Below are 22,721 nucleotides of genomic sequence, written 5' to 3'. Positions count from 1 at the left end.
GCGTTTGGCCGCGATGGGGTCGGGGCGATGCGCAAGGGGCGACGACACGGGGACGGGTCGGCGGACGGCACGGCAGACGGTGCGGGACAAGACCGTCGGAAGCGGAAGACAGGGCTGAGTTTCGGCGGGGAAGGCAGCCTGCGCAATGGCGCACGGGTGCGCCGCAATGTCCGGGTCGCCGCCCGCCGGACCAGCGTCAGCCTTGAGGTTGCGATCTGGGATGCGCTGGCGGATATCTGCGCACGCGAGGAAATGGCAATCGATGCGGTCTGCGATGCGGTGGAGTCGCGGCGCAACAGCGACAGCCTTGCCTCGTCCCTGCGGACGTTTTCCCTGCTGTATTTCCGGCTTTCAACCAGCCGGCGGGAAAAGGCGGCGGCCAGACCGGGCAATGGATCGGTCTCCGACGGGCCGCAGCACGGATTTCCGACGATCTTCGAGGAAGCGCTGAGCCGGTTCGAGTCAGCTCGCGCCGTCCAGGGCGATCACGGGGATGATCAGTCGCCGGCACCCTGATGGGCGCCCTGGGGGGCAGCCGATACCTGCTGGCGGTCCAGCTTGCTGCGGTTGGTGACCATGCGGCCATGCAGTTCGGTGATCGCCATCGAGCCGGTCTTCACGCACAGGAACGGGAACACCCCATGGATGAAACAGGCCAGCCCGGCGACGAGCATGCGCCCGGAGAAGGAGAAGGCCATCCCCATATGCTCGAAATAGCTTTCGCCGACCGATTTCGGATGTTCGGTAAAGAGGGTGCGCAGGGACATGAAGGCCTCCTAGAAGCTTGTTTTTCATAGGATATCCCAGCGCTCGCAAAAGAATTTGCGAATTTCCGTCAAATTTCGGCTGATCGCAGAAAAATTTTCTTCATAATTCTCCATATGAAGAAAACTGTGCCTCTGGATGATCTGGACCGGCGAATTCTTGCTGTACTGCAGGAGGATGCCTCGCTGTCGCTGGCGGAAATCGCGCGCGAGGTCGGGCTGTCGCCCTCGCCCTGCTGGCGGCGTATCCAGCGGCTGGAGGAGGCGGGCGTGATCCGTGGCCGGGTGGCGCTACTGGACCCGGAGAAGCTGAATGTCGGAGTGACGGTGTTCGTCGCGGTGCGCACCAGCCGGCACGATGCGGAATGGCTGGAGAGTTTCTCGCGGGCCGTGCGCGACTTCCCGGAAGTGGTGGAGTTCTACCGGATGAGCGGCGAGATCGACTATCTGCTGCGTGTGCTGGTGCCCGATATCGCGGCCTATGACGCCTTCTACAAGCGGCTGATCCAGCGCGCGCAGATCACCGATGTCAGCTCCAGCTTCGCGATGGAGGTCATCAAATACACCACCGCCGTCCCGCTCGATTACGCGGAGTAGGCTGCCTTCAATCGACGATGAAGATCTTCGCCCCGGTGCGCGTCGAGGAACGGTGCGGAGAATCCCCGAAGTCGGAGACCTGATAGCCCATGCCCGGCGTCAGCACATTCTTGCGGCCGTCCTTCAGCTCGCTTTCCAGCTCGCCCTCCAGCACCAGCAGGATATGGCCGCGGTCGCACCAGTGATCGGCCAGGTAGCCGGGCGAATATTCCACCATTCGGATGCGGATGTCGCCGACCTCCAGCGTGCGCCACAGCGCCTCGCCGGTCTCGCCGGGGTGGCGGGTGGCCGGCACCTTGGACCAGTCGGTCGCGGTGAAGGGCAGGGCGGGGATCTTCATCGGGTCATCCTTTCAGCGCGCGGCGGTCAGCTTGATCTCGACCAATATGTCCGGGCGGGCCATGTCGGCGCGGCAGCAGGTCAGGGCCGGCGCATTCGCCGGATCGACCCAGCGGTTCCACGCCGCCACCATGCCCGGATAATCGGCCATCCGGCGCAGCCAGACTGTGGCAGTCAGCAGCCGGGACTTGCCGGTCCCGGCCTCTGCCAGCAGCCCGTCCAGCGTTGCCAGCACCTGGGCGACCTGGCCCTCGATGCCGGCACTGGTGTCGGACGGCACGGTGCAAACCGAGACAAAACCGCGATGGGCGGTGCCGAGGCTGATCGACAGCCGCTCCGTCGCGATGATGCCGAATCGTTCGGGCAGGGTCACTTTACCGCCGTCACCATGATCTCGACCAGGATGTCGGGGAATGCCATCTCGGCATTCACGCAGGCGCGGGCCGGCGGGTTCTTCGGATCGACCCAGGCGTTCCAGACCGAATTCATCGCCTGGAAATCCTTCATGTCCTTCAGCCAGAGCTGCGCGGTCAGCAGCTTCGACTTGTCGGTGCCGGCCTTGGCGAGATAGGAATCGATGGTGTTCAGGATTTCCTGCGTCTGGCCTTTCACATCGGCGCTGCGATCCTTGGCGGTCAGGCCACACAGATAGACCATGTCGCCATGGATGACGGTGCGGCTCATGATCGGGCCGGGGCCGGTGGTGATGTCGATGCGTTCGATGCTCATTGGAGCCTCCCTTGGTTAAGCGTTCGGGAGAGAGGCTAATCCACGGCGCGTACCAGATACAGCGCATCCTCACCATAGCTGGCCAGCTTCGCGGCAAGCACGGCATCGGGCTGATGCGGCGTAAAGCCCTGGCGCTGCCAGTAGCCGGCGGAATTGTTCACCGCTGTCAGGGCCAGCAGGGGCAATCCCTCCGCCTTCGCCAGTCTCAGCAGCAGGGCGACGAGCGCCGCCCCCAGCCCCAGCCCGCGCGCCGCAGGCAGCAGGGCGATGTCATGCAGATACAGGCAGTCCGGCCTCACCGGCAGGCGGCCCAGCAGCGAATCCAGCGCCGGCGGCCGGCCGAGCAGCGCCGGATGGCTGACCGCATAGCCCAGCAGCTGCCCGTCCCGTTCCGCTACCAGACAGCCGGCGGGATAGAGCATCAGCCGCTCCGCCGCTACCGCAGGCGATTCCGGATAGAGCGGATGCACGATCTCTCCCGCAGCCTGCACGGCGGGCAGGTCGGATGGTGTCATCGGGCGCCAGAGGTCGGTTGCGGTCATGTGATCCGAATACGCGAGCCGGATGCACGGCCCAAGAAAAATAAATGAGATTTATTTCCGCCTGTTGGGAAAACCGGCTTGTCAGCCTGTACCGTTGGCTTAGAACAACGCCATGAAACAAGCCGGATGGAGGCGGGCATGATCGAGCGTGTCGAGGTCGGCGGTCTTAAGATCGCCAGGGTACTGTACGATTTCGTGAATGACGAGGTGATCCCGCAGACCGGGCGCAAGGCCGCCGATGTCTGGGCCGGGCTGGACGCCATCGTGCACAATCTGGCGCCGAAGAACCGTGCCCTGCTGGCGAAGCGCGACGAGATACAGGCGAAGATCGATGCCTGGCACAAGGCGCGCAAGGGCAAGCCCTTCAACCTGGCCGACTACAAGGCCTTTCTGCAGGAGATCGGCTATCTGCTGCCGGAGGGGCCGGACTTCGCCGTCTCCACCGAGAATGTCGATCCGGAGATCTCCCGGATCGCCGGCCCTCAGCTGGTGGTGCCGGTGATGAACGCCCGCTATGCGCTGAACGCGGCGAATGCGCGCTGGGGCAGCCTGTACGATGCGCTGTACGGCACCGATGCGATTTCGGAGGAGGATGGGGCGACCCGTTCCGGCGGCTATAATCCGAAGCGCGGCGAGAAGGTGATCGGCTATGCCCGTACCTTCCTGGATGACAGCTTCCCGCTGGCTTCAGGTTCCCACAAGGATGCCACCGGTTATGCGGTCGAGGGCGGCCGGCTGGCGGTCGCCATGACCGGCGGCAGCAAGACGGGTCTGAAGGGTCCGGCGCAGTTCGCTGGTTATCAGGGCGAGGCCGACGCCCCGTCCGTGGTCCTGCTGTCGCATAATGGGCTGCATGCGGAAATCCGCATCGATGCCAGCCACCCCATCGGCAAGACCGATCTGGCGAAGATCGCCGATGTCGTGCTGGAATCGGCCGTTACCACGATCCAGGACTGCGAGGATTCCATCGCCGCCGTCGATGCCGAGGACAAGGTCGCCGTCTATCGCAATTGGCTGGGCCTGATGAACGGCACGCTGACGGCGGAGCTGGAGAAGGGCGGCAAGACCGTCGTGCGTCGTCTGAACCCGGACCGCACCTACAAGACGCCGACCGGCGGCAGCCTCACCCTGCCGGGCCGCAGCCTGATGCTGGTGCGCAATGTCGGCCATCTGATGACCATCGATGCGGTGCTGGACAAGGACGGCAAGGAAGTGCCGGAAGGCATCCTCGACGGCGTGATGACCGCGCTGATCGCCATCGTCGATCTGGAGCGCAAGGGCGGCCTCGCCAACAGCCGCGCCGGGTCCATGTACATCGTGAAGCCGAAGATGCACGGGCCGGAGGAAGTCGCCTTCGCCAACGAGCTGTTCGGCCGTGTCGAGCAGGTGCTGGGTCTGAAGCCCAACACGCTGAAGATGGGCATCATGGACGAGGAGCGGCGCACCACCGTCAATCTGAAGGAGTGCATCCGCGCCGCGAAGGACCGGGTGGTGTTCATCAATACCGGCTTCCTCGACCGCACCGGCGACGAGATGCATACCTCGATGGAGGCCGGCCCGATGATCCGCAAGGCCGACATGAAGGCTACATCCTGGATCAAGGCCTATGAGGACTGGAACGTCGATACCGGCCTGGCCTGCGGCCTGCGCGGCCGGGCGCAGATCGGCAAGGGCATGTGGGCCATGCCGGACATGATGGCGGAAATGCTGAAGCAGAAGATCGGCCATCCGATGGCCGGCGCCAACACCGCCTGGGTGCCCTCGCCGACGGCGGCCACCCTGCACGCCATGCACTATCACAAGGTCGATGTGGCGGCCCGGCAGGAGGCGCTGAAGAGCCGCCCGCGCGCCAGCCTGAACGACATCCTGACCATTCCGCTGGCCGACCGGCCGAACTGGTCGCCCGAGGAGGTGCAGCAGGAGCTGGACAATAACGCGCAAGGCATCCTGGGTTATGTCGTGCGCTGGATCGACCAGGGTGTCGGCTGCTCCAAGGTGCCGGACATCAACAATGTCGGGCTGATGGAGGACCGCGCGACGCTGCGCATCTCCAGCCAGCACATTGCCAACTGGTTGCATCACGGCATCGCCAGCGAGGCGCAGGTGATGGAAACCATGAAGCGCATGGCCGCCGTGGTCGACAAGCAGAATGCGGGCGACCCGCTGTATCGCCCGATGGCGCCGGATTTCGACGGCAGCGTCGCCTTCGCCGCCGCCTGCGACCTGGTGTTCAAGGGCCGCGAGCAGCCGAATGGTTATACCGAGCCGGTGCTGCACCGCCGCCGCATCGAGGCGAAGGCGAAGTTCGGGAAGTAGGTGTACAGGGTGAGGACTTGGTGCTTGGCCCCCCTCACCCAGCTCCGCCTAGCTCACTTCGCTCACAAGGCTGCGCAACCCTCTCCCTCCAGGGGAGAGGGAAAGAAATTGGAATCACCTGCGGCGCCGTTCCTCCACCCGTCACCCCCGGCACAAGGCCGGGGGTGACGGGTGGAGCTGAATGCGGGTGGCGTGGATGACAGGTGAGGGGAGAAAATTCCCTATCGCACCTGCTTGATCGCCTCGACGGCCAGCTTGTCGGCGCGTTCATTCTCCGGGTGGCCGGCATGGCCCTTCACCCAGTGCCAGGTGACGCGGTGCGGCCCCAGCGCCGTCTCCAGCCGCTGCCAGAGATCGACATTCTTCACCGGCTTCTTGTCCGCGGTAAGCCAGCCGCGCTTCTTCCAGGAGGGCAGCCATTTCAGGATGCCGTCACGCAGGTAGGTCGAATCGGTATAAAGCTCCACCGTGGAAGGCCGCGTCAGCGCCTCCAGCGCCATGATCGCCGCCGTCATCTCCATGCGGTTGTTGGTGGTCGCGGGCTCCGCGCCGGACAGTTCCTTCTCGTGCCGTCCATAGCGCAGGATAGCCCCCCAGCCGCCCGGTCCCGGATTGCCGCTGCACGCGCCATCCGTATAGATCTCGACGATGGGCTGGCTCATTGCGCGGCGGCTGCGGCGGTGATGCCGTAATCGCCGGGGCCGCTGGCGCGCTGGTGGAAGCGCAGCTTGTGGGCATATTCCATCGGGTCCTTCGGCTTCACGAAGGCGCCTTCGGGATGGTTCAGCCAGTCATAGAGCCGGGTCAGCAGGAAGCGGATCGCCGCCCCGCGGCATAGTACGGGCAGCGCCGCGATCTCGGCCTCACTCGGCTGGCGCAGCCGCGCATAGGCGCTCAGCATCAGGCGCGCCTTGGTGATGTTGAAGCTGCCATCCGGCTCGAAGCACCAGGCGTTCAGGCAGACCGCGATGTCATAGGCCAGCGCGTCGGTGCAGGCGAAGTAGAAGTCGATGACGCCGCTCAGCTCGGCGCCCTTGAAGAACACATTGTCGGGAAACAAATCGGCATGGATGACGCCGCGCGGCAGGTCGCGCGGCCAGTGTGCCTCCAGGTAATCCAGTTCCCGGCGCAGCATGTCGGCAAGGCCGGGGCAGACCTCGTCGGCACGGCCTTCCGACTTCTCGAACAGCGGCCGCCAGTCTTCCAGCGTGAGCCCGTTGCGGCGGGTCATGGTGAAATCGGCGCCGGCGGTGTGCAGCTGGCCCATCGCGATGCCGACACCCGTGCAATGCTGCGGCTGGATGCGGCGCGGCCACATGCCGTCCAGGAAGCTGATAATCGCCCCCGGCTTGCCGTTCAGCGTCCGCAGCGTGCGGCCCTCGCGGTCGTGCAGCGGCGTTGGGCAGGCCATGCCCTTGGCCGCCAGATGCTCCATCAGCCCCAGGAAGAATGGCAGATCCTCGGGATTCACCCGCTTTTCGTAGAGGGTGAGGATGTAGCTGCCGGTGGTGGTGCGCAGCATGAAGTTGGAATTCTCAACGCCCTCGGCGATGCCGGCGAAGCTGGTCACCTCGCCAATATCGTAGCTGGCGACGAATGCCTGCAAATCCTCGTCGGAGACGGCGGTATAGACGGCCATGGATCAGCGCACGGTGAAGGAGACGGGAGCGATGTGCCGGAGCCCAGTCATGCGCTGAGCGCCTTGGGCAGCTTGAAATGGATATCTTCCTCCGCCGTGATCACCTCCTCGACCGTCACGTCGAAGCGCTGGCGGCAGGCATCGATCAGTTCCTCGATCAGCACGTCGGGCGCGGAGGCGCCGGCGGTCACGCCCAGCCGCGTCACGCCGTCCAGGAAGGACCAGTCCATCTGGTCGGCGCGCTGCAGCAGCATGGCTTTCGGGCAGCCCGCGACGCGCGCCACCTCGACCAGCCGCTTGGAGTTGGAGGAATTCGGCGCACCGATCACAAGGATCGCCTCACAGCGCGCGGCAATCGCCTTTACTGCCTGCTGCCGGTTGGTGGTTGCGTAGCAGATATCCTCCTGCTTCGGCGCGGCGAGCTGCGGGATGCGCTTGCGCAGCGCCGCGATGATTCCGGCGGTATCGTCCACCGACAAGGTGGTCTGCGTCACATAGGCGATCTCGCGGTCGGCCGGCAGCTCGATGGTCTCGGCCTCGGCGACGGTCTCGATCAGCCGCACCGCGCCGTCGGGCAGCTGGCCCATCGTGCCGATCACTTCCGGATGGCCGGCATGGCCGATCAGCAGGATCAGCCGCCCCGCCGCGAAATGCCGCTCAGCCTCGCGGTGCACCTTGCTGACCAGCGGGCAGGTGGCGTCGAGATAGACCATCTTGCGGCGCTCCGCCTCGGCCGGCACCGATTTCGGCACGCCATGGGCGGAGAACACGACCGGCGCGTCCACCGGCACCTCGTCCAGCTCCTCGACGAAGACCGCACCCTTCTTCTCAAGCGATTCCACGACGAACCGGTTGTGCACGATCTCGTGGCGCACATAGACCGGCGCGCCGAATTTCTCCAGCGATCGTTCGACGATCTGGATGGCGCGGTCAACCCCGGCGCAGAAGCCGCGCGGGCCGGCAAGCAGGAGGGTCAGGGGCGGTTTTGTCATCTCATTCATATGGTGCGTGACCTGGCGCCACCCTAATACAGCCGGCCCAAGGGTGAAACCGGGTTTTGCGGCGAAGCGCGGGACAGGCTATAGAGGGGCGGTCCCTTTTCCGCTCCAGCCATGGGCAGCGCCGTTACATGACCCGACCGACCAGTTTCCCGCGCCTCTTCGCCCTCGTCGCGCTGCCGGCCCTGCTGCTGGCCGGCTGCGGTTCGCTGTTTGGCCCGTCGGCGCCGCCGCCGGCCTGCCCGGATGCGCGTGTCGTCGCCAATCTGGACCGGGTGACGCAGTACCGCCCGGGGGAAGGGCGCGACCTAACCGATGTGCTGTTCGAGGCCCGGATCGGCGATCTGGCCGGCGAATGCGTCTATGACGACGATGCCCTGCGGGTGGCGATTACCATCCCGATCCAGATCGCCCGCGGCCCGGCCAATCAGGAACGGGTTGTCCGCCTTGAATATTTCTCGGCCATTCAGGCGCCGGACGGCGCGGTGGTGGCAAAGCGCGTCTTCCCGGTCGAGGTGACGTTCGAGGGCAACCAGAGCCGGGCGCTCTTCACCGACGCGCTGGAGCAGCGCATTCCGCTGGCCGACCTGAAGCAGGGGCCGGCCTACCGCGTGCTGCTGGGGTTCCAGCTCAGCGAGGCGCAGGTGCAGGAAAATATGCGCCGCACCCGGCGCTGACTTTCCCCTTCATCCCCGCGTTTCCAGACGGCCCCGGCACCCCGCCGGGGCCTTTTCGTTTCAGGGCCGCTTGATGATTAGTATCTTTTATTGCGACTAAAACTAAGAATCAGTTGCAATTAAATCACTCCCTTCATAGGGTCGCTGCAACGCGGCGGGGGCCGCGATCCTGGAATTGGAGGGGCTGACGAAATGAAGCGCATGGTTAAGGCAACCGGCAAGGCTGCCTTCCTCGCCTGCCTGGCTGGTACGGCGGCGGCGGAGACCTATAATCTGGAGCCTGTGGTGGTCGAAAGCGGCACCATCCACAGCTCGCAATCGGTCCGGCAGAGCGTCGAGTCGGCCGGCGAATCGGCCCGCAGCAACAGCTATGTCGATGGTTCGGTCATTCAGAACCTGAACCCGGTGAACACTGGCGATGCGCTGCGCTATTCCACGCTGGGCATCATCAACCCGCCGGGCACCGGCGACCGTTTCGGCGGCGGCAGCAAGATCCGCACCTCCGGCGACTGGGGCGCCTCGCGCTCCATCGACGGGCTGCCGGCCTTCAAGGCGGCGGACCAGGAAGGCGGCGGCTACACCAACACCACCATCCCTTCCATCGCGATCGAGAGCATCGGCGTGCTGCGCGGCGGCCGCGCCGTCGGCTATGGCGACGGGACGGATGGCGGCGTGCTGGAGACCCGCATCAAGTCCGGCCGCGGCTACAAGGACCATGCGGCAGTGTCGCTGGACCTGAGTTCCGCCATGGAGGCCAACACCCAGGCGGAAGTCGCGCACGGTACGGAGAAGTGGGACTATTACGTCGCCGGTAGCTGGCTGCAGGCCGCCTATGATGGCGATCCCGAGAATCTGGACGCGCAGCATGTGCGCGGCGGCCTCGGCAAGTTCGGCTACAATTTCAGCGAGGATACGCGAGTCGAGCTGCTGGGCATCATGAACCGCTCCGAGCCCGACATCATCCGCAGCGGCAATGAGGAGGCGATCCGCTCCTCCTCCAACGTGCTGGCGCTGACCGCCGACCATCGGCTGTCCGACACACATAGCATCCGCGCCGGCCTGTTCCACAATGACAGCCACACGCTGTGGGCCGCGCGCAGCCGCGACCGCGAGATCAACAACAACATCCTGTTCGCCGATCATTATCTGGACGTGCCGCTGAGCGACCGCGTGCAGTATCTCGGCACGGTCGGCGGCGAGCTGAAGCGCACCGAATATCTGCGGGACAATCAGTGGGATGCGAATTTCACCGATGTCGCGCTGAAATCGATCAACACGCTGCGTTTCGACGACAATCTGGCGGTCACCGCCGGTGTGCGCCACACCTGGTTCGAGAACGACGTGAAGCTGAACGGCGTGGAACAGGCGGATACGCTGGCCGAGGACAGGATCTGGTCCTACGAGCTGGGCGCCGCCTACAGCGTGCTGCCGGATACGCGGGTGCGGGCTTCCGTCGCCACCGGCTATAACCGCTTCTTCGAGAAGTACGGCAATTTCGGCAGCGATGCGCTGAATTCCGTGGGTGCCGGTGACGAGATCGTCGAATCCCTGACCTACGAGATCGGCGTGCGGCAGGATTTCAGCTTCGGCCATCTCGACGTCGCGCTGTTCGACACAGAGCAGGACGGCGTGCCGCGCCGGAATGCCGGCGCCATCGAAAGCATGACGGTGGACCAGCAGGGGCTGGAGGTTGAAGTGCTGTGGCGTGCCAGCAAGAAGCTGACCTTCACCGCCAATTATTTCCAGATCCTGGACATGAAGGCGACGCGGGCCGATGGCAGCGACGCCAATGGCAACATCTTCTTCGGCACCAATGGCGTGTCGCTGCCGGACTATCAGCTGAGCGTCCAGGCGACCTATGCCGTGACCGACCAAGTCACCCTGTGGGGGCTGGCCTATAATACCGGCGGCTACGAGGCTGAGAATCTGGACGGCACCATCACCGAGCGCGAGGGCTTCACCAAGCTCGATATCGGCGGTTCCTGGAAGGTGCAGCCGAACTGGGCGCTGCGCGCCAGGGTCGAGAATGTGTTCGACGAGCGCACTTTCGGCTCCACCATCGTCGGCACCACGGCCAATGATGGCGGCAATCTCGGCACCGTGTTCTGGATCGGCACCGACTACACCTTCTAGCCTTGCTGACAGGGCGGTGTGAGAGTCGATGCGGCTGCCAGACTCGCGTTGACTTTCGCATCGCCCCGTCACATCTTGCCCGCAGTCCGCTGAACCCTGCGGGAGAGATCGGCAGCGCGTCTGCGCGGCCGGCGCCGAAGGAGCAATCCACCCCGGAAACTCTCAGGCAGAAGGACCGCAGGGGAAGGACTCTCTGGAAAGCAGGCGCGCAGAAGGCGGCGTGCCTCACCCAAGGTGAAAGCCGTGTTCCGTCCTGAGGGCGGAGGCGGTCAATCTCTCAGGTTCGACGACAGAGGGGGTGCCGGTCTGGAAAAGGCGCTGTCCGCGCCGACCGGTACTATGACCTGTCGGGAAGGACCGTTGCCCATGAGTGCCGATACGCTGCTGACCACGCCGCTGAACGCCCTGCACCGGGAACTGGGCGGCAAGATGGTGGAATTTGCCGGCTACGAAATGCCGGTGCAGTATCCCGCCGGCATCATGGCCGAGCATCTGCATACCCGTGACAAGGCCGGCCTGTTCGACGTCTCGCACATGGGCCAGGTGAAGCTGTCCGGCGAGGGCGCCGACAAGGCGCTGGAAATGCTGGTGCCAGGCGAAATCCAGGCACTGAAGCCGGGCCGCCAGCGCTATACCCTGTTCACCAACGAACAGGGCGGCATCCTGGATGACCTGATGGTCACGCGCTTCAACGATCATTTGTTCCTGGTGGTGAACGCCGCCTGCAAGACCCAGGACATTGAGCATATGCGCGCGCACCTGCCGTCCGGCGTCACGCTGGAGGTGATGTTCGAGCGCGCGCTGATGGCGCTGCAGGGACCGGCGGCCAAGGCCGTGATGGCGCGGTTGGGGCCGGCAGCCTGCGAGCTGACCTTCATGGGTGGCGCGCGGGTCGAGATCGGCGGCATCTGGTGCACGGTCACCCGCTCCGGCTATACCGGCGAGGACGGATTCGAGATTTCCGTCGATGAGGACAAGGCCGATAAGCTGGCACGGCTGCTGCTCGACCAGCCGGAGGTGATGCCGATTGGCCTGGGCGCGCGCGATTCGCTGCGCCTTGAAGCCGGCCTGTGCCTCTATGGCCATGACATCGACACCGGAACCACGCCCATCGAGGCCGACCTCGCCTGGGCCATCGGCAAGCGCCGGCGCGAGGAAGGCGGCTTCCCCGGCGCCGACATCATTCTCGACCAGCTGAAGAACGGTACCGCGCGCAAGCGCGTCGGCATCCGCCCGGAAGGACGCGCCCCGGCGCGCGAGCATACCGAGCTGACGGATGCCGAGGGCCGCAGGATCGGCGAGATCACCAGCGGCGGCTTCGGCCCCAGCGTCGGCGGCCCTGTCGCCATGGGCTATGTCGAGACGGCTTTTGCTTCCGAGGGTACGGACATCAACGCCATGGTACGCGGCAAGGCGCTGCCGGCCAAGGTGGCGTCCATGCCCTTCACCCCCCATCGTTATCACCGCGGCTAGGAGTTGCGCAGCATGACCAGGAAATACACCGAGGACCATGAGTGGGTCGAAATCGCCGGCGATATCGCCACTGTCGGCATCACCGACTATGCGCAGCAGCAGCTGGGCGACGTCGTGTTCGTGGAACTGCCGGCCCCCGGCAAGAAGGTGACCAAGGGCGGCGAGGCAGCCGTGGTCGAATCGGTGAAGGCGGCCAGCGAGGTCTATGCCCCGCTGACCGGCGAGGTCACCGAGGCCAATGGCGATCTGGAAGCCGCTCCCGGCACGGTGAACGAGGACCCGCACGGCAAGGGCTGGTTCTTCAAGATGAAGCTCAGCAATACCGGTGAGCTGGACGGTCTGATGGACGAGGCCGCCTACAAGGCCTTCGTGGAAGGGCTCTGATCCCATGCGCTACCTACCGCTGACCGAGGCCGACCGGCGGGCCATGCTGGCCGCCATCGGCGTTCCCTCGGTCGATAGCCTGTTCCGTGACGTGCCGGAGGCCGCCTGGCTGAAGAAGCCGATCGAGGGGCTGCCCAATCACATGGGCGAGCTGGAAGTGGATCGCGCGCTCTCCGCCATGGCGGCGAAGAGCGTGACCGCCGGCAGCGTGCCGTTCTTCGTCGGCGGCGGGGCCTATAAGCATCATGTGCCCTCCTCGGTGGATCACCTGATCCAGCGCGGCGAGTTCATGACCTCCTACACGCCCTACCAGCCGGAAATCACCCAGGGCACGCTGCAGTACCTGTTCGAGTTCCAGACCCAGGTGGCGCTGATCACCGGCATGGATGTGGCCAACGCCTCCATGTATGACGGCTCGACCGCCGCCGCCGAGGCGGTGGTGATGGCGAACCGCGTGACCCGGCGCAACAAGGCGGTGCTGTCGGGCAATCTGCATCCGATGTACCGCGCGGTCATCGAGACTCACGCCAAGTTGCTGGATTTCGAGGCGGTCACCGGCCAGATCGATCCTAAGGGGGCTGACGATCTGATCGGCAAGATCGACGAAGCCACCTCCTGCGTTGTCGTGCAGAACCCGGATTTCTTCGGCAATCTGACCGACTTCACGAAGCTGGCCGAGGCCTGCCAGGCCAAGGGTGCTTTGCTGATCGTCGCGGTGACCGAGATCGTCTCGCTGGGCGCGGTGAAATCGCCGGGCGAGATGGGCGCGGACATCGTGGTGGCCGAGGGCCAGTCCATCGGCAATGCGCTGAATTTCGGCGGCCCCTATGTCGGCCTGTTCGCCACCAAGGAGAAATATGTCCGGCAGATGCCGGGCCGCCTTGCCGGGCAGACGGTGGACGCCACCGGCCGGCGCGGCTGGGTGCTGACCCTGTCTACCCGCGAGCAGCATATCCGCCGCGAGAAGGCGACCAGCAACATCTGCACGAACTCAGGCCTGTGCGCGCTGGCCTTCACCATCCACATGTCGCTGCTGGGCGAGGCGGGCTTCACCCGGCTGGCCGAGTTGAACCATGCGGCTGCGGTGACGCTGGCTGGCAAGCAGGCCGGCGTGAAGGGCGTGGAGGTGCTGACGGACAGCTTCTTCAACGAATTCACCGTGCGGCTGTCGAAGCCGGCGGCGCAGGTGGTCGAGGCGCTGGCGGCGAAACATATCCTGGCCGGCATCCCGGTCTCCCGCCTGATCCCCGGCCATGACGATCTGCTGGTGATCGCTGCCACCGAAGTGAACACGCAAGCCGATATGGATGCCCTGGCGAAGGGCCTCAGCGAGGTGCTGTCATGAGCGACTGGAGCAAGGCGCTGTCCTCCTTCGAGGGGGCGGCGGAGAACATGCCGACCATGACCGGCAATCTGGGCCTGCAGCTGGAAGAGCCGCTGATCTTCGAGCAGGGCGAGGATGGCCGCACCGGTGTCGATCTGCCGGACGTGCCGAAGGTGGAGAGCAAGCTGGGCGGGCTGGCGCGCAAGGGCGCTATCGGCCTGCCAGGCCTGTCGGAGCCGCAGGTGGTGCGGCACTACACCCGCCTCAGCCAGAAGAACTACGCCATCGATGCCGGGCTCTATCCGCTGGGCTCCTGCACGATGAAGCATAATCCCCGGCTGAACGAGAAGATGGCCCGCCTGCCGGGCTTCTCGGACGTGCATCCGCTGCAGCCGGTCTCTACTGTGCAGGGCGCGCTGGAGCTGATCGACACGCTGGCGCACTGGCTGAAGACGCTGACCGGCATGCCGGCCGTCGCCATGTCGCCGGCCGCCGGCGCGCATGGCGAGCTGTGCGGCATGATGGCGATCCGCGCTGCCATCGAGGCCAAGGGCGAGCGCCGCACCCGCGTGCTGGTGCCGGAATCGGCGCATGGCACCAACCCCGCTACGGCGGCGGCCTGCGGCTATACCGTCGATCCGATCCCGGCCAACGAGCGTGGCCGCGTCGATATCGAGGCCTTCAAGGCGAAGCTGGGGCCGGATGTCGCGGCGGTGATGATCACCAACCCGAACACCTGCGGGCTGTTCGAGAGCGAGATCATCGAAATCGCCGAGCTGATCCATTCGGTCGGCGGCTATTTCTACTGCGACGGGGCGAACTTCAACGCCATCGTCGGGCGCGTGCGCCCGGGCGATCTCGGCGTCGATGCCATGCACATCAATTTGCACAAGACCTTCTCCACCCCGCATGGCGGCGGCGGTCCGGGCGCCGGCCCGGTCGTGCTGTCGGAGGCGCTGGCGAAGTTCGTGCCGGTGCCCTATGTCGTGCACGGCAAGGACGGCTACAGCGTGGTCGAGAGCGAGGGGGCGGCGGAGGACGGCTTTGGCCGGCTGAAGGCTTTCCACGGCCAGATGGGCATGTTCGTGCGCGCGCTCACCTACATGATGAGCCACGGGGCGGACGGGCTACGCCAGGTCGCCAACGATGCGGTGCTGAACGCCAATTACATCCTGGCCTGCCTGAAGGACGAGATGTCGCCGGCCTTCGATGGCCCCTGCATGCATGAGGCGCTGTTCGACGACGATTTCCTGAAGGGAACCGGCGTCACCACGCTCGACTTCGCCAAGGCGATGATCGATGAGGGCTATCACCCGATGACCATGTATTTCCCGCTGGTCGTCCACGGCGCCCTGCTGATCGAGCCGACCGAGACCGAGAGTAAGGAGGCGATCGACCAGTTCATCGCCGTGCTCGCCGGCCTCGCGAAGAAGGCGAAGCAGGGCGATCAGGCCGAGTGGTTCAAGCAGGCGCCGCGCTTCACCCCGCGCCGCCGGCTGGACGAAACCTCGGCCGCCCGCAAGCCGGTGCTGCGCTGGAAGCCGGAAGAGCAGTCGAAGGACGCAGCGGACTGAGGTTTGCGGTTCGGATAAAATGAAAAAGGGCGCTCCGAGGGAGCGCCCTTTTTCTTTTGTGCGGATTATTCACCTTCCCGCTGTCATTGCCGGGCTTGACCCGGCAATCCAGGGGCCCCGTTCTGAGACGACACAGGCAGTGCACCGCCCCTGGACCCCCGGGTCAAGCCCGGGGGTGACAAGAGAAAGTTGCAGAGGCCAGCCCGTGAAAACCTACCCATTCTCCGCCAGCACATGGCCGGCGAGGTAGAGCGAGCCGCAGATCAGGATGCGCGCCGGCGTGTCAGTCGCGCGCAGGATATCGGCAACGGCCTCCGCGACGCTGTCCGCCGGCTCGGCCGCCAGCCCGGCCTGCTGCGCCATGGCGGCGCTCTGCGCGGCGCTCAGCGAATGCGCCTCGCCCGGGATTGCCACGGTCCGCACATGACCGGCGAGGCCGGTGAAGGCCGTGAGGAAATCCAGCGGCGTCTTGGTGTCCAGCATGCCGAAGACCAGATGCAAGGGCCGGTCGGCCCACAGCGCGCGGGCGGTCGCAGCCAGCATCCGGCCGGCATCGGCATTGTGCCCGCCATCCAGCCACAGCTCCCAGCCCGGCGGCAGTGCTTCCACCAGCGGACCGCGCGTCAGGTGCTGTATCCGGGCGGGCCAGCGGGCGGTGCGCAGCCCCTGCGCGATGTCCGCCGCGCCGACCGGCAGCCGGTCCATCGCGGCCTCCACCGTGGCGATGGCGGTGCCGGCATTGTCGATCTGGTGCAGGCCCGTCAGTACCGGCAGCGGCAGGCGGCGGGTGCCGTGCCCGCTGTCATAGACCAGTGCGTCGCCGTCCTGCCGGGAGTTCCATTCGGTGCCGGCCCGGCGCACCGGCGCGCCGATTTTTGCGGCATAGGCCTCCAGCACGCCGGGCACTTCCGCGAAGCGCTGCGGTGCATGGATGGCCGGCACGCCCGGCTTCATGATCGCCGCCTTCTCGCCCGCGATGGCCTGGATCGTGTTGCCCAGATACTGCATGTGGTCCATGGAGATCGAGGTGATGACACTCGCCAGCGGGCGGTCCACCACATTGGTGGCGTCCAGCCGTCCGCCCAGCCCGGTCTCCAGGATCAGCACATCGGCGGGCGTGCGGGAGAAGGCGAGAAAGGCGGCTGCCGTAGTGATCTCGAACAGGGTGATCGGCGCGTCGCCATTGGCGCGCTCGCATTCCTCCAGGATGGCGGCGAGCGGTGCGTCATCGATCTCCGCGCCGGCGACGTAGAAACGTTCGTTGAAGCGCACCAGATGCGGCGAGCTGTAGGCATGGACCTTGTAGCCCGCCGCCTCGTAGATCGCGCGCAGATAGGCCAGCGTCGAGCCCTTGCCGTTGGTACCGGCGATATGGATGACCGGCGGCAGCGCGCGTTCGGGATGGCCGAGTGCGGCCAGCAGCCGGTGCATCCGGTCCAGCGACAGGTCGATCAGTTTCGGATGCAGCTTCTGCAGCCGCTCCAGGATCGTCTCGGGGGCCGCCGGCGCCAAACCTGTTGCCACCTTGAGTCGCCCTTTCCTGATTGCGGAACTTACCGGCTGGCGCTCGCTGCCTGGGCGCTGGCCTGGGTGCTGGGGGGGGCGATGCGCGGCGTCGGGCGCTTGTTGCGCAGGAGGCCCAGCACGCGGGCCAGCGTGTCGCGCATCTCCTTGCGCGGCACCACCATGTCCACCATGCCATGTTCCTGCAGATACTCGGCGCGCTGGAAGCCGACCGGCAGCTGCTCGCGGATGGTCTCGGCGATGACGCGGGCACCGGCGAAGCCGATGACGGCGCCCGGCTCGGCAATGTGGATGTCGCCCAGCATGGCGAAGGAGGCGGTGACGCCGCCGGTCGTCGGGTCGGTCAGCAGCACGATGTAGGGCAGGCCCTTTTCCTTCACCATCTCGACCGCGATGATCGAGCGCGGCATCTGCATCAGCGACAGGATGCCTTCCTGCATGCGCGCCCCGCCGGAGGCCGGGATCGCCAGCAGGGCCGCATCCTCGGCCACGGCCAGCCGGCCGGCGGCGACCAGCGCCTCACCCACGGCGATGCCCATGGAACCGCCCATGAAGCTGAAATCGAAGGCGGCGATGACGGTCTTGTGCCCGCCGATGGTGCCGTGCGCCACGATGATGGCGTCCTGCCGGCCGGTCTTGGCCTGGGCTTCCTTCATGCGGTCGGAATAGCGCTTGCGGTCGCGGAACTTCAGCGGGTCCAGCGGCGGCTTCGGCAGGTCGATGGTCTTGTAGCTGCCCTCGTCGAACAGCATCTTCAGCCGAGTCACCACGTCGAGGCGCATGTGATGGCCGCAATGCGGGCACACACGGGAATTCTCGTCCAGTTCGCGCTGGAAGATCATCTGCCCGCAGCTGGGGCATTTCTCCCACAGATTGTCCGGCACCTCGGTCTTCTGCACCAGGGCGCGGATCTTCGGACGAACGAAGTTATTCAGCCAATCCATCGGTCATTCCTGCCTTATGCAGCGGTGCGGGCCGCGCGCACGCCGCCCGCCAGTTTCGCGACGAAGCCCAGCGCCGCCTCGGCTAGTCCCGGCTTTGCCTTGCCGGCCTCGTCCAGATGGCCGGCGATGACGTCGACCAGCGCCGTGCCAACAACGGCGGCATCGGCAACGGCGGCTACCGCGCCGGCCTGCTCCGGCGTCCTGATGCCGAAACCAACGGCGACCGGCAGCTCGGTATGGCGCTTCAGCCGGGCGACCGCCTGGGCGACATGCTGGCTGTCCACGGCCTTCGTGCCGGTGACGCCGGTGAAGGAGACGTAATAGACGAAGCCCGATGTGTTGGACAGCACCTTGGGCAGGCGCTTGTCGTCGGTGGTGGGCGTCGCCAGCCGGATGAAGGCGATGCCGGCTTCCAGTGCCGGCAGGCACAGCTCGCTATCTTCCTCCGGCGGCAGATCGACGATGATCAGCCCGTCCACCCCGGCGCTCTTCGCATCCTTCAGGAAGCGCTCCACCCCATAGATATAGATCGGGTTGTAGTAGCCCATCAGGATGATCGGCGTGTCGTTGTCGCCGGACCGGAAGGCACGCACCGCCTCAATGGTCTTCGCCAGCGTCATGCCGGCCTTCAACGCGCGCAGCGAGGCGGCCTGGATCGACGGGCCGTCGGCCATCGGGTCGGAGAAGGGCATGCCGATCTCGATCAGGTCGGCACCGGCGGCAGGCAGCCCCTTCAGGATCGCCAGCGCGGTTTCCGGATCGGGATCGCCGCCGGTGACGAAGGTGACAAGGCCGCCGCGGCCTTCCGCCTTCAGGGCGGCGAAGCGGCGGGTGATGCGGGACTCGGATGCGCTCATCAGGTCTTGTCCCTTACAGCTTGCCACGGGCTTTGAGGTGCTTCAGCACGGCGGCGAGGTCCTTGTCGCCGCGGCCGCACAGATTCATCACCAGCAGATGGTCCTTCGGCAGGGTCGGCGCCAGCTTGCCGACATAGGCCAGCGCGTGGCTCGGCTCCAGCGCCGGGATGATGCCTTCCATCTGCGCGCACAGCTTGAAGGCGTCCAGCGCCTCCTCGTCGGTCGCGCTGACATAGTTCACCCGGCCCATCTCATGCAGCCAGGAATGTTCCGGCCCGATGCCGGGATAGTCGAGGCCGGCACTGATCGAGTGGGCGTCGGTGATCTGCCCGTCCTCGTTCTGCAGCAGGTAGGTGCGGTTGCCATGCAGCACGCCCGGACGACCGCCGGTCAGCGAGGCGGCGTGCTTGCCGCTCTCGATACCGTGGCCGGCGGCTTCCACCCCGTACATCTTCACCGACGCATCGTCGAGGAAGGGATGGAACAGGCCGATGGCGTTGGAGCCGCCGCCGATGCAGGCGACCAGACTGTCGGGCAGGCGCCCCTCGGCCTCCATCATCTGTTCGCGCGTCTCATGGCCGATCACCGACTGGAAGTCGCGCACCATGGCGGGGTAGGGGTGCGGGCCGGCAACCGTGCCGATGATGTAGAAATGCGTCTCCGCCTTGGCGACCCAGTAGCGCAGCGCCTCGTTCATCGCGTCCTTCAGCGTCGAGGTGCCCGACGTGACAGGCACCACTTCCGCCCCCAGCAGGCGCATGCGCTCCACATTCGGCTGCTGGCGCTCGATATCCTCGGCACCCATGAAGACCTTGCACTTCATGCCGAACAGCGCGCAGACCGTGGCGGTGGCGACGCCATGCTGGCCGGCGCCGGTCTCGGCGATGATCTCGGTCTTGCCCATGCGCTTGGCGACCAGCGCCTGGCCCAGGCAGTTGTTGATCTTGTGCGCGCCGGTGTGGTTCAGCTCGTCGCGCTTGAAGTACAGCTTCGCCCCGCCGAAATGCGCGGTCAGCCGCTCCGCGAAATAGAGCGGCGAGGGCCGGCCGACATAATGCTTCAGATAATAGTCGAACTCCGCCTTGAAGGCCGGGTCGGTTTTCGCCGCCTTGTAGGCCGCCTCGACCTCCAGGATCAGCGGCATCAGCGTCTCGGCGACGAAGCGCCCGCCGAAGATACCGAAATGCCCGGATTCATCGGGACCGGCACGATAGGTGTTGGGGATGGGACTGGCCATCGTCGCTACGCCATTCGTCTGGGGTTCATGAGACGCCGCATAATGCAGACCTTGCCCCTCCGGCGCAAGGCGGGCGGCATCACGCCGCCTTCGCCGCCTTCAGGAAAGCCCGGATCAACGGGATCGACTTCTGGCCCGGCGCGTCCTCCACACCGGAGGAGACATCGACGCCCGGCGCGCCGCTGGTGCGGATCGCCTCGGCCACATTTTCGGGCGTCAGCCCGCCGGCCAGCAGCCAGGGCTTGCCGAAATGCGCACCGGCCAGCAGCTGCCAGTCGAAGCGGAGCGCGTTGCCGCCGGGCAGCGCGTCCTTCATTTCCTTCGGCGGTTTCGCATCGAACATCAGCATGTCGGCCACCGGCTCGTAGGCGCTGGCCTTCGCCACATCCTCAGCACTGGCGACGGACAGCACCTTCATCACCGGCGTGCCGAAACGGCTGCGGATCTCGGCCACGCGCTCCGGCGTCTCGTGCCCGTGCAGTTGCAGCAGGCCGGGGCGCATGGCGGCGATGATGGTTTCCAGCAGCACGTCATCGGCATCGACGGTCAGCGCCACGGTGCGAACAGCAGCCGGCACCGGCTTCGTCAGCTCGGCGGCCTGATCGGGCGTCACATTGCGCGGGGAGCGCGGATAGAAGACGAAGCCCAGGAAATCCGCCCCGCCCTCGATGGCAGCGGCGACGCTCTCCGGTGTCGAGAGGCCGCAGATCTTCACCAGCGTCATGTCAGGCGTCCGCGATGTCGGCGGCGATGCGGGCGACGGCCTCGGCGGGGTCGGATGCGCCGGTGATCGGCCGGCCAATGACCAGATAGTCGGCACCGGCGCGGATAGCGTCGGCGGGTGTCATGATGCGCTTCTGATCGCCGGTCTCGCTCCAGGACGGGCGGATGCCCGGCACGATCAGCTTGAAGTCGCGGCCGCAGGCGGCGCGCACGGCGGTGATCTCGCGGGCCGAACAGACGATGCCGTCGAGGCCGCAATCCTGGGTGAGGCGCGCCAGCCGGACCACCTGGCTGACCGTCGGGCCATACTGGCCGACGGCGGTCAGGTCGGCATCGTCCAGGCTGGTCAGTACGGTAACGGCGATCACCAGCGGCTTCGCGATCCCGGCGGCATGCGCGGCGGAGGCGGCGGCGTCGCGCGCGGCCTCCATCATCGCCCGGCCGCCGCTGGCATGGACATTCAGCATGAAGGGCTGGCAGGTGCCGGTGGCGGCGCGCACCGCACCGGCGACCGTGTTCGGAATATCGTGATATTTCAGGTCGAGGAAGATCGGATGGCCGGCTTCAGCCACCTTGCGCACCCCGGCCGGGCCGTGCGCGTTGACGAACTCCAGCCCCAGCTTCACGCCGCCCAGGCTCGGCCCCAGCCTGCCGGCAAGTCCGGCGGCATGGTCGAGGTCTGTGGTGTCGATCGCGCAGAAGACGCGCGAGAGGGCGGCGCTGGTGTCGGTCATGACGCGCTTATAGCCTATGCGCGGCTGTACGCCAATTGCGCTGCGGCAAGGTCTTCCAGTGCCGTGCCGACCGACTTGAAAAAGGTGATCTCCTGCGCTGACTGACGACCTTTCGCGGTACCACGCGTCAGGTCGTACAGGTCGCCCCGGATCGCATCGGGCGTCAGCGCGCCGGACTTCACCGCCAGCACGATGTCGCCGGCCTCCTTCAGGGCGCCCTCGCGGGTATCGACGAACACGCTGGCGCGGCGGACCGCCTCGTCATCGCTCTCGCGCATCTCCGGCGTAAAGGCGCCGACCAGGTCCAGATGGGCCCCCGGCTTCAGCCATGCGCCGTGCACCAGCGGCTGCTTCGACAGGGTGGCGCAGGAAATCAGGTCGGCTTCGCGCGCCACCTCTTCTAGATTGCCGGCGGCGGTCACGGCGCGGCCGGTCTCGGCGGCCATCTTGTCCGCCAGCGCCTGCGACTTCGTCTTGTCGCGCGCCCAGATGGCGATGCGGCGCAGCGAGGGGCGCACGGCCAGATGCGCGCGGATCAGCTGCGGCGCCAGCGCGCCGGCACCGACCATCAGCATCTTTTCCGAATCCTCGCGGGCGAGGTAGGAAGCGGCCAGCGCCGAGGCGGCGGCAGTACGCCGCGCGGTCAGGGTCTGGCCATCAATCATCGCCAGTACCTCTCCGGTCTCGCCGGACAGCAGCAGGTACTGGCCCATGATGGCGGGCAGGCCTTTCTCGCCGTTCGACGGGAAGACGGTGACCATCTTGATGCCGATATAGCCGCCGGGCGTCCAGGCCGGCATCAGCAGCAGCGTCGCCTCGGCCTTGCCCGGTACCTCGACGCCATGATGATGGCGCAGCGGCACGGTGCAGCCCTCGCGGAACATGGCGCGCAGCGCCTCGATCAGGGCGTCGTAGGGAAGCGCCCTGGCGGCGCTGTCGGCATCAATGATCCGCATGATTCTTTTGGGTCAGTGTGTGGTTGGCAGGGTGGAGGCAGTGTCCGAAGTCTTGCCGGCCGCGGGCAGGTTGGGCACGCCATCCGGATCGACGGCAAGGCGCTTGTCGCGGCGCAGCCGGTTCAGCTCCTGCTCCTGCTGGTCGGCGACACGGCGCAGGATGCGGATCTGGCGGCGGGTGCGCAGCACCTCGATCCACATGAAGCCGGCCCCGATCAGGAAGCCCAGGAACAGCATGGCAAGGATGGTGACGAACA

At 66.2% G+C, this 22,721-nt stretch carries 25 protein-coding genes and 2 riboswitches; of the genes, 9 read left to right on the top strand and 16 right to left on the bottom strand.

Features of this window, described 5'->3' with window-relative positions:
* Window positions 1-27: 27 nt before the first annotated feature.
* On the top strand, window positions 28-516 hold the full coding sequence (locus MK313_RS13270) for a ribbon-helix-helix domain-containing protein (protein ID WP_121220902.1): 489 nt from the start codon (window positions 28-30) through the stop codon (window positions 514-516).
* On the opposite strand, the gene MK313_RS13265 is transcribed toward MK313_RS13270, so the two are convergent.
* Window positions 498-767: a DUF6356 family protein gene (locus MK313_RS13265; RefSeq protein WP_287782117.1), complete on the bottom strand. Its 270-nt coding sequence runs from the start codon at window positions 765-767 to the stop codon at window positions 498-500. The genes MK313_RS13270 and MK313_RS13265 overlap by 19 nt on opposite strands.
* 114 nt (window positions 768-881) lie before the next feature.
* Between MK313_RS13265 and MK313_RS13260 the strand changes: the two genes are divergently transcribed.
* Window positions 882-1,361 carry an Lrp/AsnC family transcriptional regulator gene (locus MK313_RS13260; protein WP_008943994.1) on the top strand — a complete coding sequence of 160 codons (480 nt, stop codon included), beginning with the start codon at window positions 882-884 and terminating at the stop codon, window positions 1,359-1,361.
* A gap of 7 nt (window positions 1,362-1,368) precedes the next feature.
* On the opposite strand, the gene MK313_RS13255 is transcribed toward MK313_RS13260, so the two are convergent.
* The 4 genes from MK313_RS13255 to MK313_RS13240 are packed head-to-tail and all read right to left on the bottom strand — an operon-like array spanning window position 1,369 to window position 2,971.
* Complete coding sequence (locus MK313_RS13255) at window positions 1,369-1,701, bottom strand: DHCW motif cupin fold protein (RefSeq protein ID WP_008943995.1); 333 nt, start codon at window positions 1,699-1,701, stop codon at window positions 1,369-1,371.
* 12 nt (window positions 1,702-1,713) lie between these two features.
* Entirely contained in the window at window positions 1,714-2,073 is a 360-nt protein-coding gene (locus MK313_RS13250; protein ID WP_287782115.1) for a RidA family protein, read from the bottom strand.
* Window positions 2,070-2,429 carry a RidA family protein gene (locus MK313_RS13245; RefSeq protein WP_287782113.1) on the bottom strand — a complete coding sequence of 120 codons (360 nt, stop codon included), beginning with the start codon at window positions 2,427-2,429 and terminating at the stop codon, window positions 2,070-2,072. Before MK313_RS13245 ends, MK313_RS13250 begins: the two co-directional genes overlap by 4 nt.
* Before the next feature lie 35 nt (window positions 2,430-2,464).
* Window positions 2,465-2,971 carry a GNAT family N-acetyltransferase gene (locus tag MK313_RS13240; protein ID WP_287782111.1) on the bottom strand — a complete coding sequence of 169 codons (507 nt, stop codon included), beginning with the start codon at window positions 2,969-2,971 and terminating at the stop codon, window positions 2,465-2,467.
* Between the two features lie 138 nt (window positions 2,972-3,109).
* On the opposite strand from MK313_RS13240, the gene MK313_RS13235 reads away from it, so the two are divergent.
* Entirely contained in the window at window positions 3,110-5,287 is a 2,178-nt protein-coding gene (locus MK313_RS13235) for a malate synthase G (protein ID WP_287782109.1), read from the top strand.
* A gap of 221 nt (window positions 5,288-5,508) precedes the next feature.
* Here MK313_RS13235 and rnhA read toward each other — a convergent pair whose 3' ends face one another.
* From rnhA to ispH, 3 genes are read right to left on the bottom strand one after another with little or no spacing between them, the layout of a single operon-like run.
* Window positions 5,509-5,949, bottom strand: a complete 441-nt coding sequence (gene rnhA, locus MK313_RS13230) for a ribonuclease HI (protein WP_008944000.1) — start codon at window positions 5,947-5,949, stop codon at window positions 5,509-5,511.
* Entirely contained in the window at window positions 5,946-6,926 is a 981-nt protein-coding gene (locus MK313_RS13225) for a homoserine kinase (protein WP_287782107.1), read from the bottom strand. The genes rnhA and MK313_RS13225 overlap by 4 nt, the downstream gene beginning before the upstream one ends.
* A gap of 47 nt (window positions 6,927-6,973) precedes the next feature.
* Entirely contained in the window at window positions 6,974-7,927 is a 954-nt protein-coding gene (gene ispH, locus MK313_RS13220) for a 4-hydroxy-3-methylbut-2-enyl diphosphate reductase (RefSeq protein ID WP_008944002.1), read from the bottom strand.
* A gap of 128 nt (window positions 7,928-8,055) precedes the next feature.
* Here ispH and MK313_RS13215 point away from each other — a divergent pair, with 128 nt between their 5' ends.
* The 6 genes from MK313_RS13215 (at window position 8,056) to gcvPB (ending at window position 15,489) form a co-directional block, all read left to right on the top strand.
* The gene (locus MK313_RS13215; RefSeq protein ID WP_287782104.1) at window positions 8,056-8,601 is read left to right on the top strand and encodes a hypothetical protein; all 546 of its coding nucleotides are present in this window, start codon (window positions 8,056-8,058) and stop codon (window positions 8,599-8,601) included.
* Between the two features lie 192 nt (window positions 8,602-8,793).
* Window positions 8,794-10,734, top strand: a complete 1,941-nt coding sequence (locus MK313_RS13210) for a TonB-dependent receptor (RefSeq protein ID WP_287782102.1) — start codon at window positions 8,794-8,796, stop codon at window positions 10,732-10,734.
* Window positions 10,735-10,823: 89 nt separating this feature from the next.
* Window positions 10,824-10,922: riboswitch (glycine riboswitch) on the top strand.
* A 1-nt stretch (window position 10,923) separates the two neighbouring features.
* Window positions 10,924-11,031: riboswitch (glycine riboswitch) on the top strand.
* A gap of 69 nt (window positions 11,032-11,100) precedes the next feature.
* Window positions 11,101-12,207: a glycine cleavage system aminomethyltransferase GcvT gene (gene gcvT, locus MK313_RS13205; RefSeq protein WP_287782100.1), complete on the top strand. Its 1,107-nt coding sequence runs from the start codon at window positions 11,101-11,103 to the stop codon at window positions 12,205-12,207.
* Between the two features lie 12 nt (window positions 12,208-12,219).
* A complete protein-coding gene (gene gcvH / locus MK313_RS13200; RefSeq protein WP_008944006.1) occupies window positions 12,220-12,591 on the top strand; it encodes a glycine cleavage system protein GcvH in 372 nt (123 codons plus the stop codon).
* Window positions 12,592-12,595: 4 nt separating this feature from the next.
* The gene (gene gcvPA, locus MK313_RS13195) at window positions 12,596-13,936 is read left to right on the top strand and encodes an aminomethyl-transferring glycine dehydrogenase subunit GcvPA (RefSeq protein ID WP_287782098.1); all 1,341 of its coding nucleotides are present in this window, start codon (window positions 12,596-12,598) and stop codon (window positions 13,934-13,936) included.
* The gene (gcvPB, locus tag MK313_RS13190; protein ID WP_287782096.1) at window positions 13,933-15,489 is read left to right on the top strand and encodes an aminomethyl-transferring glycine dehydrogenase subunit GcvPB; all 1,557 of its coding nucleotides are present in this window, start codon (window positions 13,933-13,935) and stop codon (window positions 15,487-15,489) included. Before gcvPA ends, gcvPB begins: the two co-directional genes overlap by 4 nt.
* A gap of 213 nt (window positions 15,490-15,702) precedes the next feature.
* Here the strand turns inward: gcvPB and MK313_RS13185 are convergent, their stop codons facing one another.
* The 8 genes from MK313_RS13185 to MK313_RS13150 form a co-directional block, all read right to left on the bottom strand.
* Window positions 15,703-17,013, bottom strand: coding sequence for a bifunctional folylpolyglutamate synthase/dihydrofolate synthase (locus MK313_RS13185; RefSeq protein WP_287782094.1), 1,311 nt, complete (start codon window positions 17,011-17,013; stop codon window positions 15,703-15,705).
* Between the two features lie 29 nt (window positions 17,014-17,042).
* On the bottom strand, window positions 17,043-17,957 hold the full coding sequence (gene accD / locus MK313_RS13180; protein WP_287782092.1) for an acetyl-CoA carboxylase, carboxyltransferase subunit beta: 915 nt from the start codon (window positions 17,955-17,957) through the stop codon (window positions 17,043-17,045).
* Between the two features lie 14 nt (window positions 17,958-17,971).
* Window positions 17,972-18,814: a tryptophan synthase subunit alpha gene (trpA, locus tag MK313_RS13175; RefSeq protein WP_008944011.1), complete on the bottom strand. Its 843-nt coding sequence runs from the start codon at window positions 18,812-18,814 to the stop codon at window positions 17,972-17,974.
* Between the two features lie 13 nt (window positions 18,815-18,827).
* On the bottom strand, window positions 18,828-20,051 hold the full coding sequence (trpB, locus tag MK313_RS13170) for a tryptophan synthase subunit beta (protein ID WP_287782090.1): 1,224 nt from the start codon (window positions 20,049-20,051) through the stop codon (window positions 18,828-18,830).
* A 79-nt stretch (window positions 20,052-20,130) separates the two neighbouring features.
* Window positions 20,131-20,775, bottom strand: coding sequence for a phosphoribosylanthranilate isomerase (locus tag MK313_RS13165; RefSeq protein ID WP_287782089.1), 645 nt, complete (start codon window positions 20,773-20,775; stop codon window positions 20,131-20,133).
* Window position 20,776: 1 nt separating this feature from the next.
* A complete protein-coding gene (gene pyrF / locus MK313_RS13160; protein ID WP_287782087.1) occupies window positions 20,777-21,508 on the bottom strand; it encodes an orotidine-5'-phosphate decarboxylase in 732 nt (243 codons plus the stop codon).
* A gap of 14 nt (window positions 21,509-21,522) precedes the next feature.
* Complete coding sequence (locus MK313_RS13155) at window positions 21,523-22,464, bottom strand: ornithine cyclodeaminase family protein (RefSeq protein ID WP_287782085.1); 942 nt, start codon at window positions 22,462-22,464, stop codon at window positions 21,523-21,525.
* 12 nt (window positions 22,465-22,476) lie between these two features.
* Window positions 22,477-22,721: LapA family protein (locus MK313_RS13150; protein WP_287782083.1), on the bottom strand; the 245-nt coding region annotated here is incomplete at its 5' end.

Source organism: Oceanibaculum sp. (assembly GCF_022449305.1).
In the GTDB taxonomy this organism is placed as follows: Bacteria; Pseudomonadota; Alphaproteobacteria; order Oceanibaculales; family Oceanibaculaceae; genus Oceanibaculum; species Oceanibaculum indicum.
This window is presented reverse-complemented; position numbering and strand designations above follow the sequence as displayed.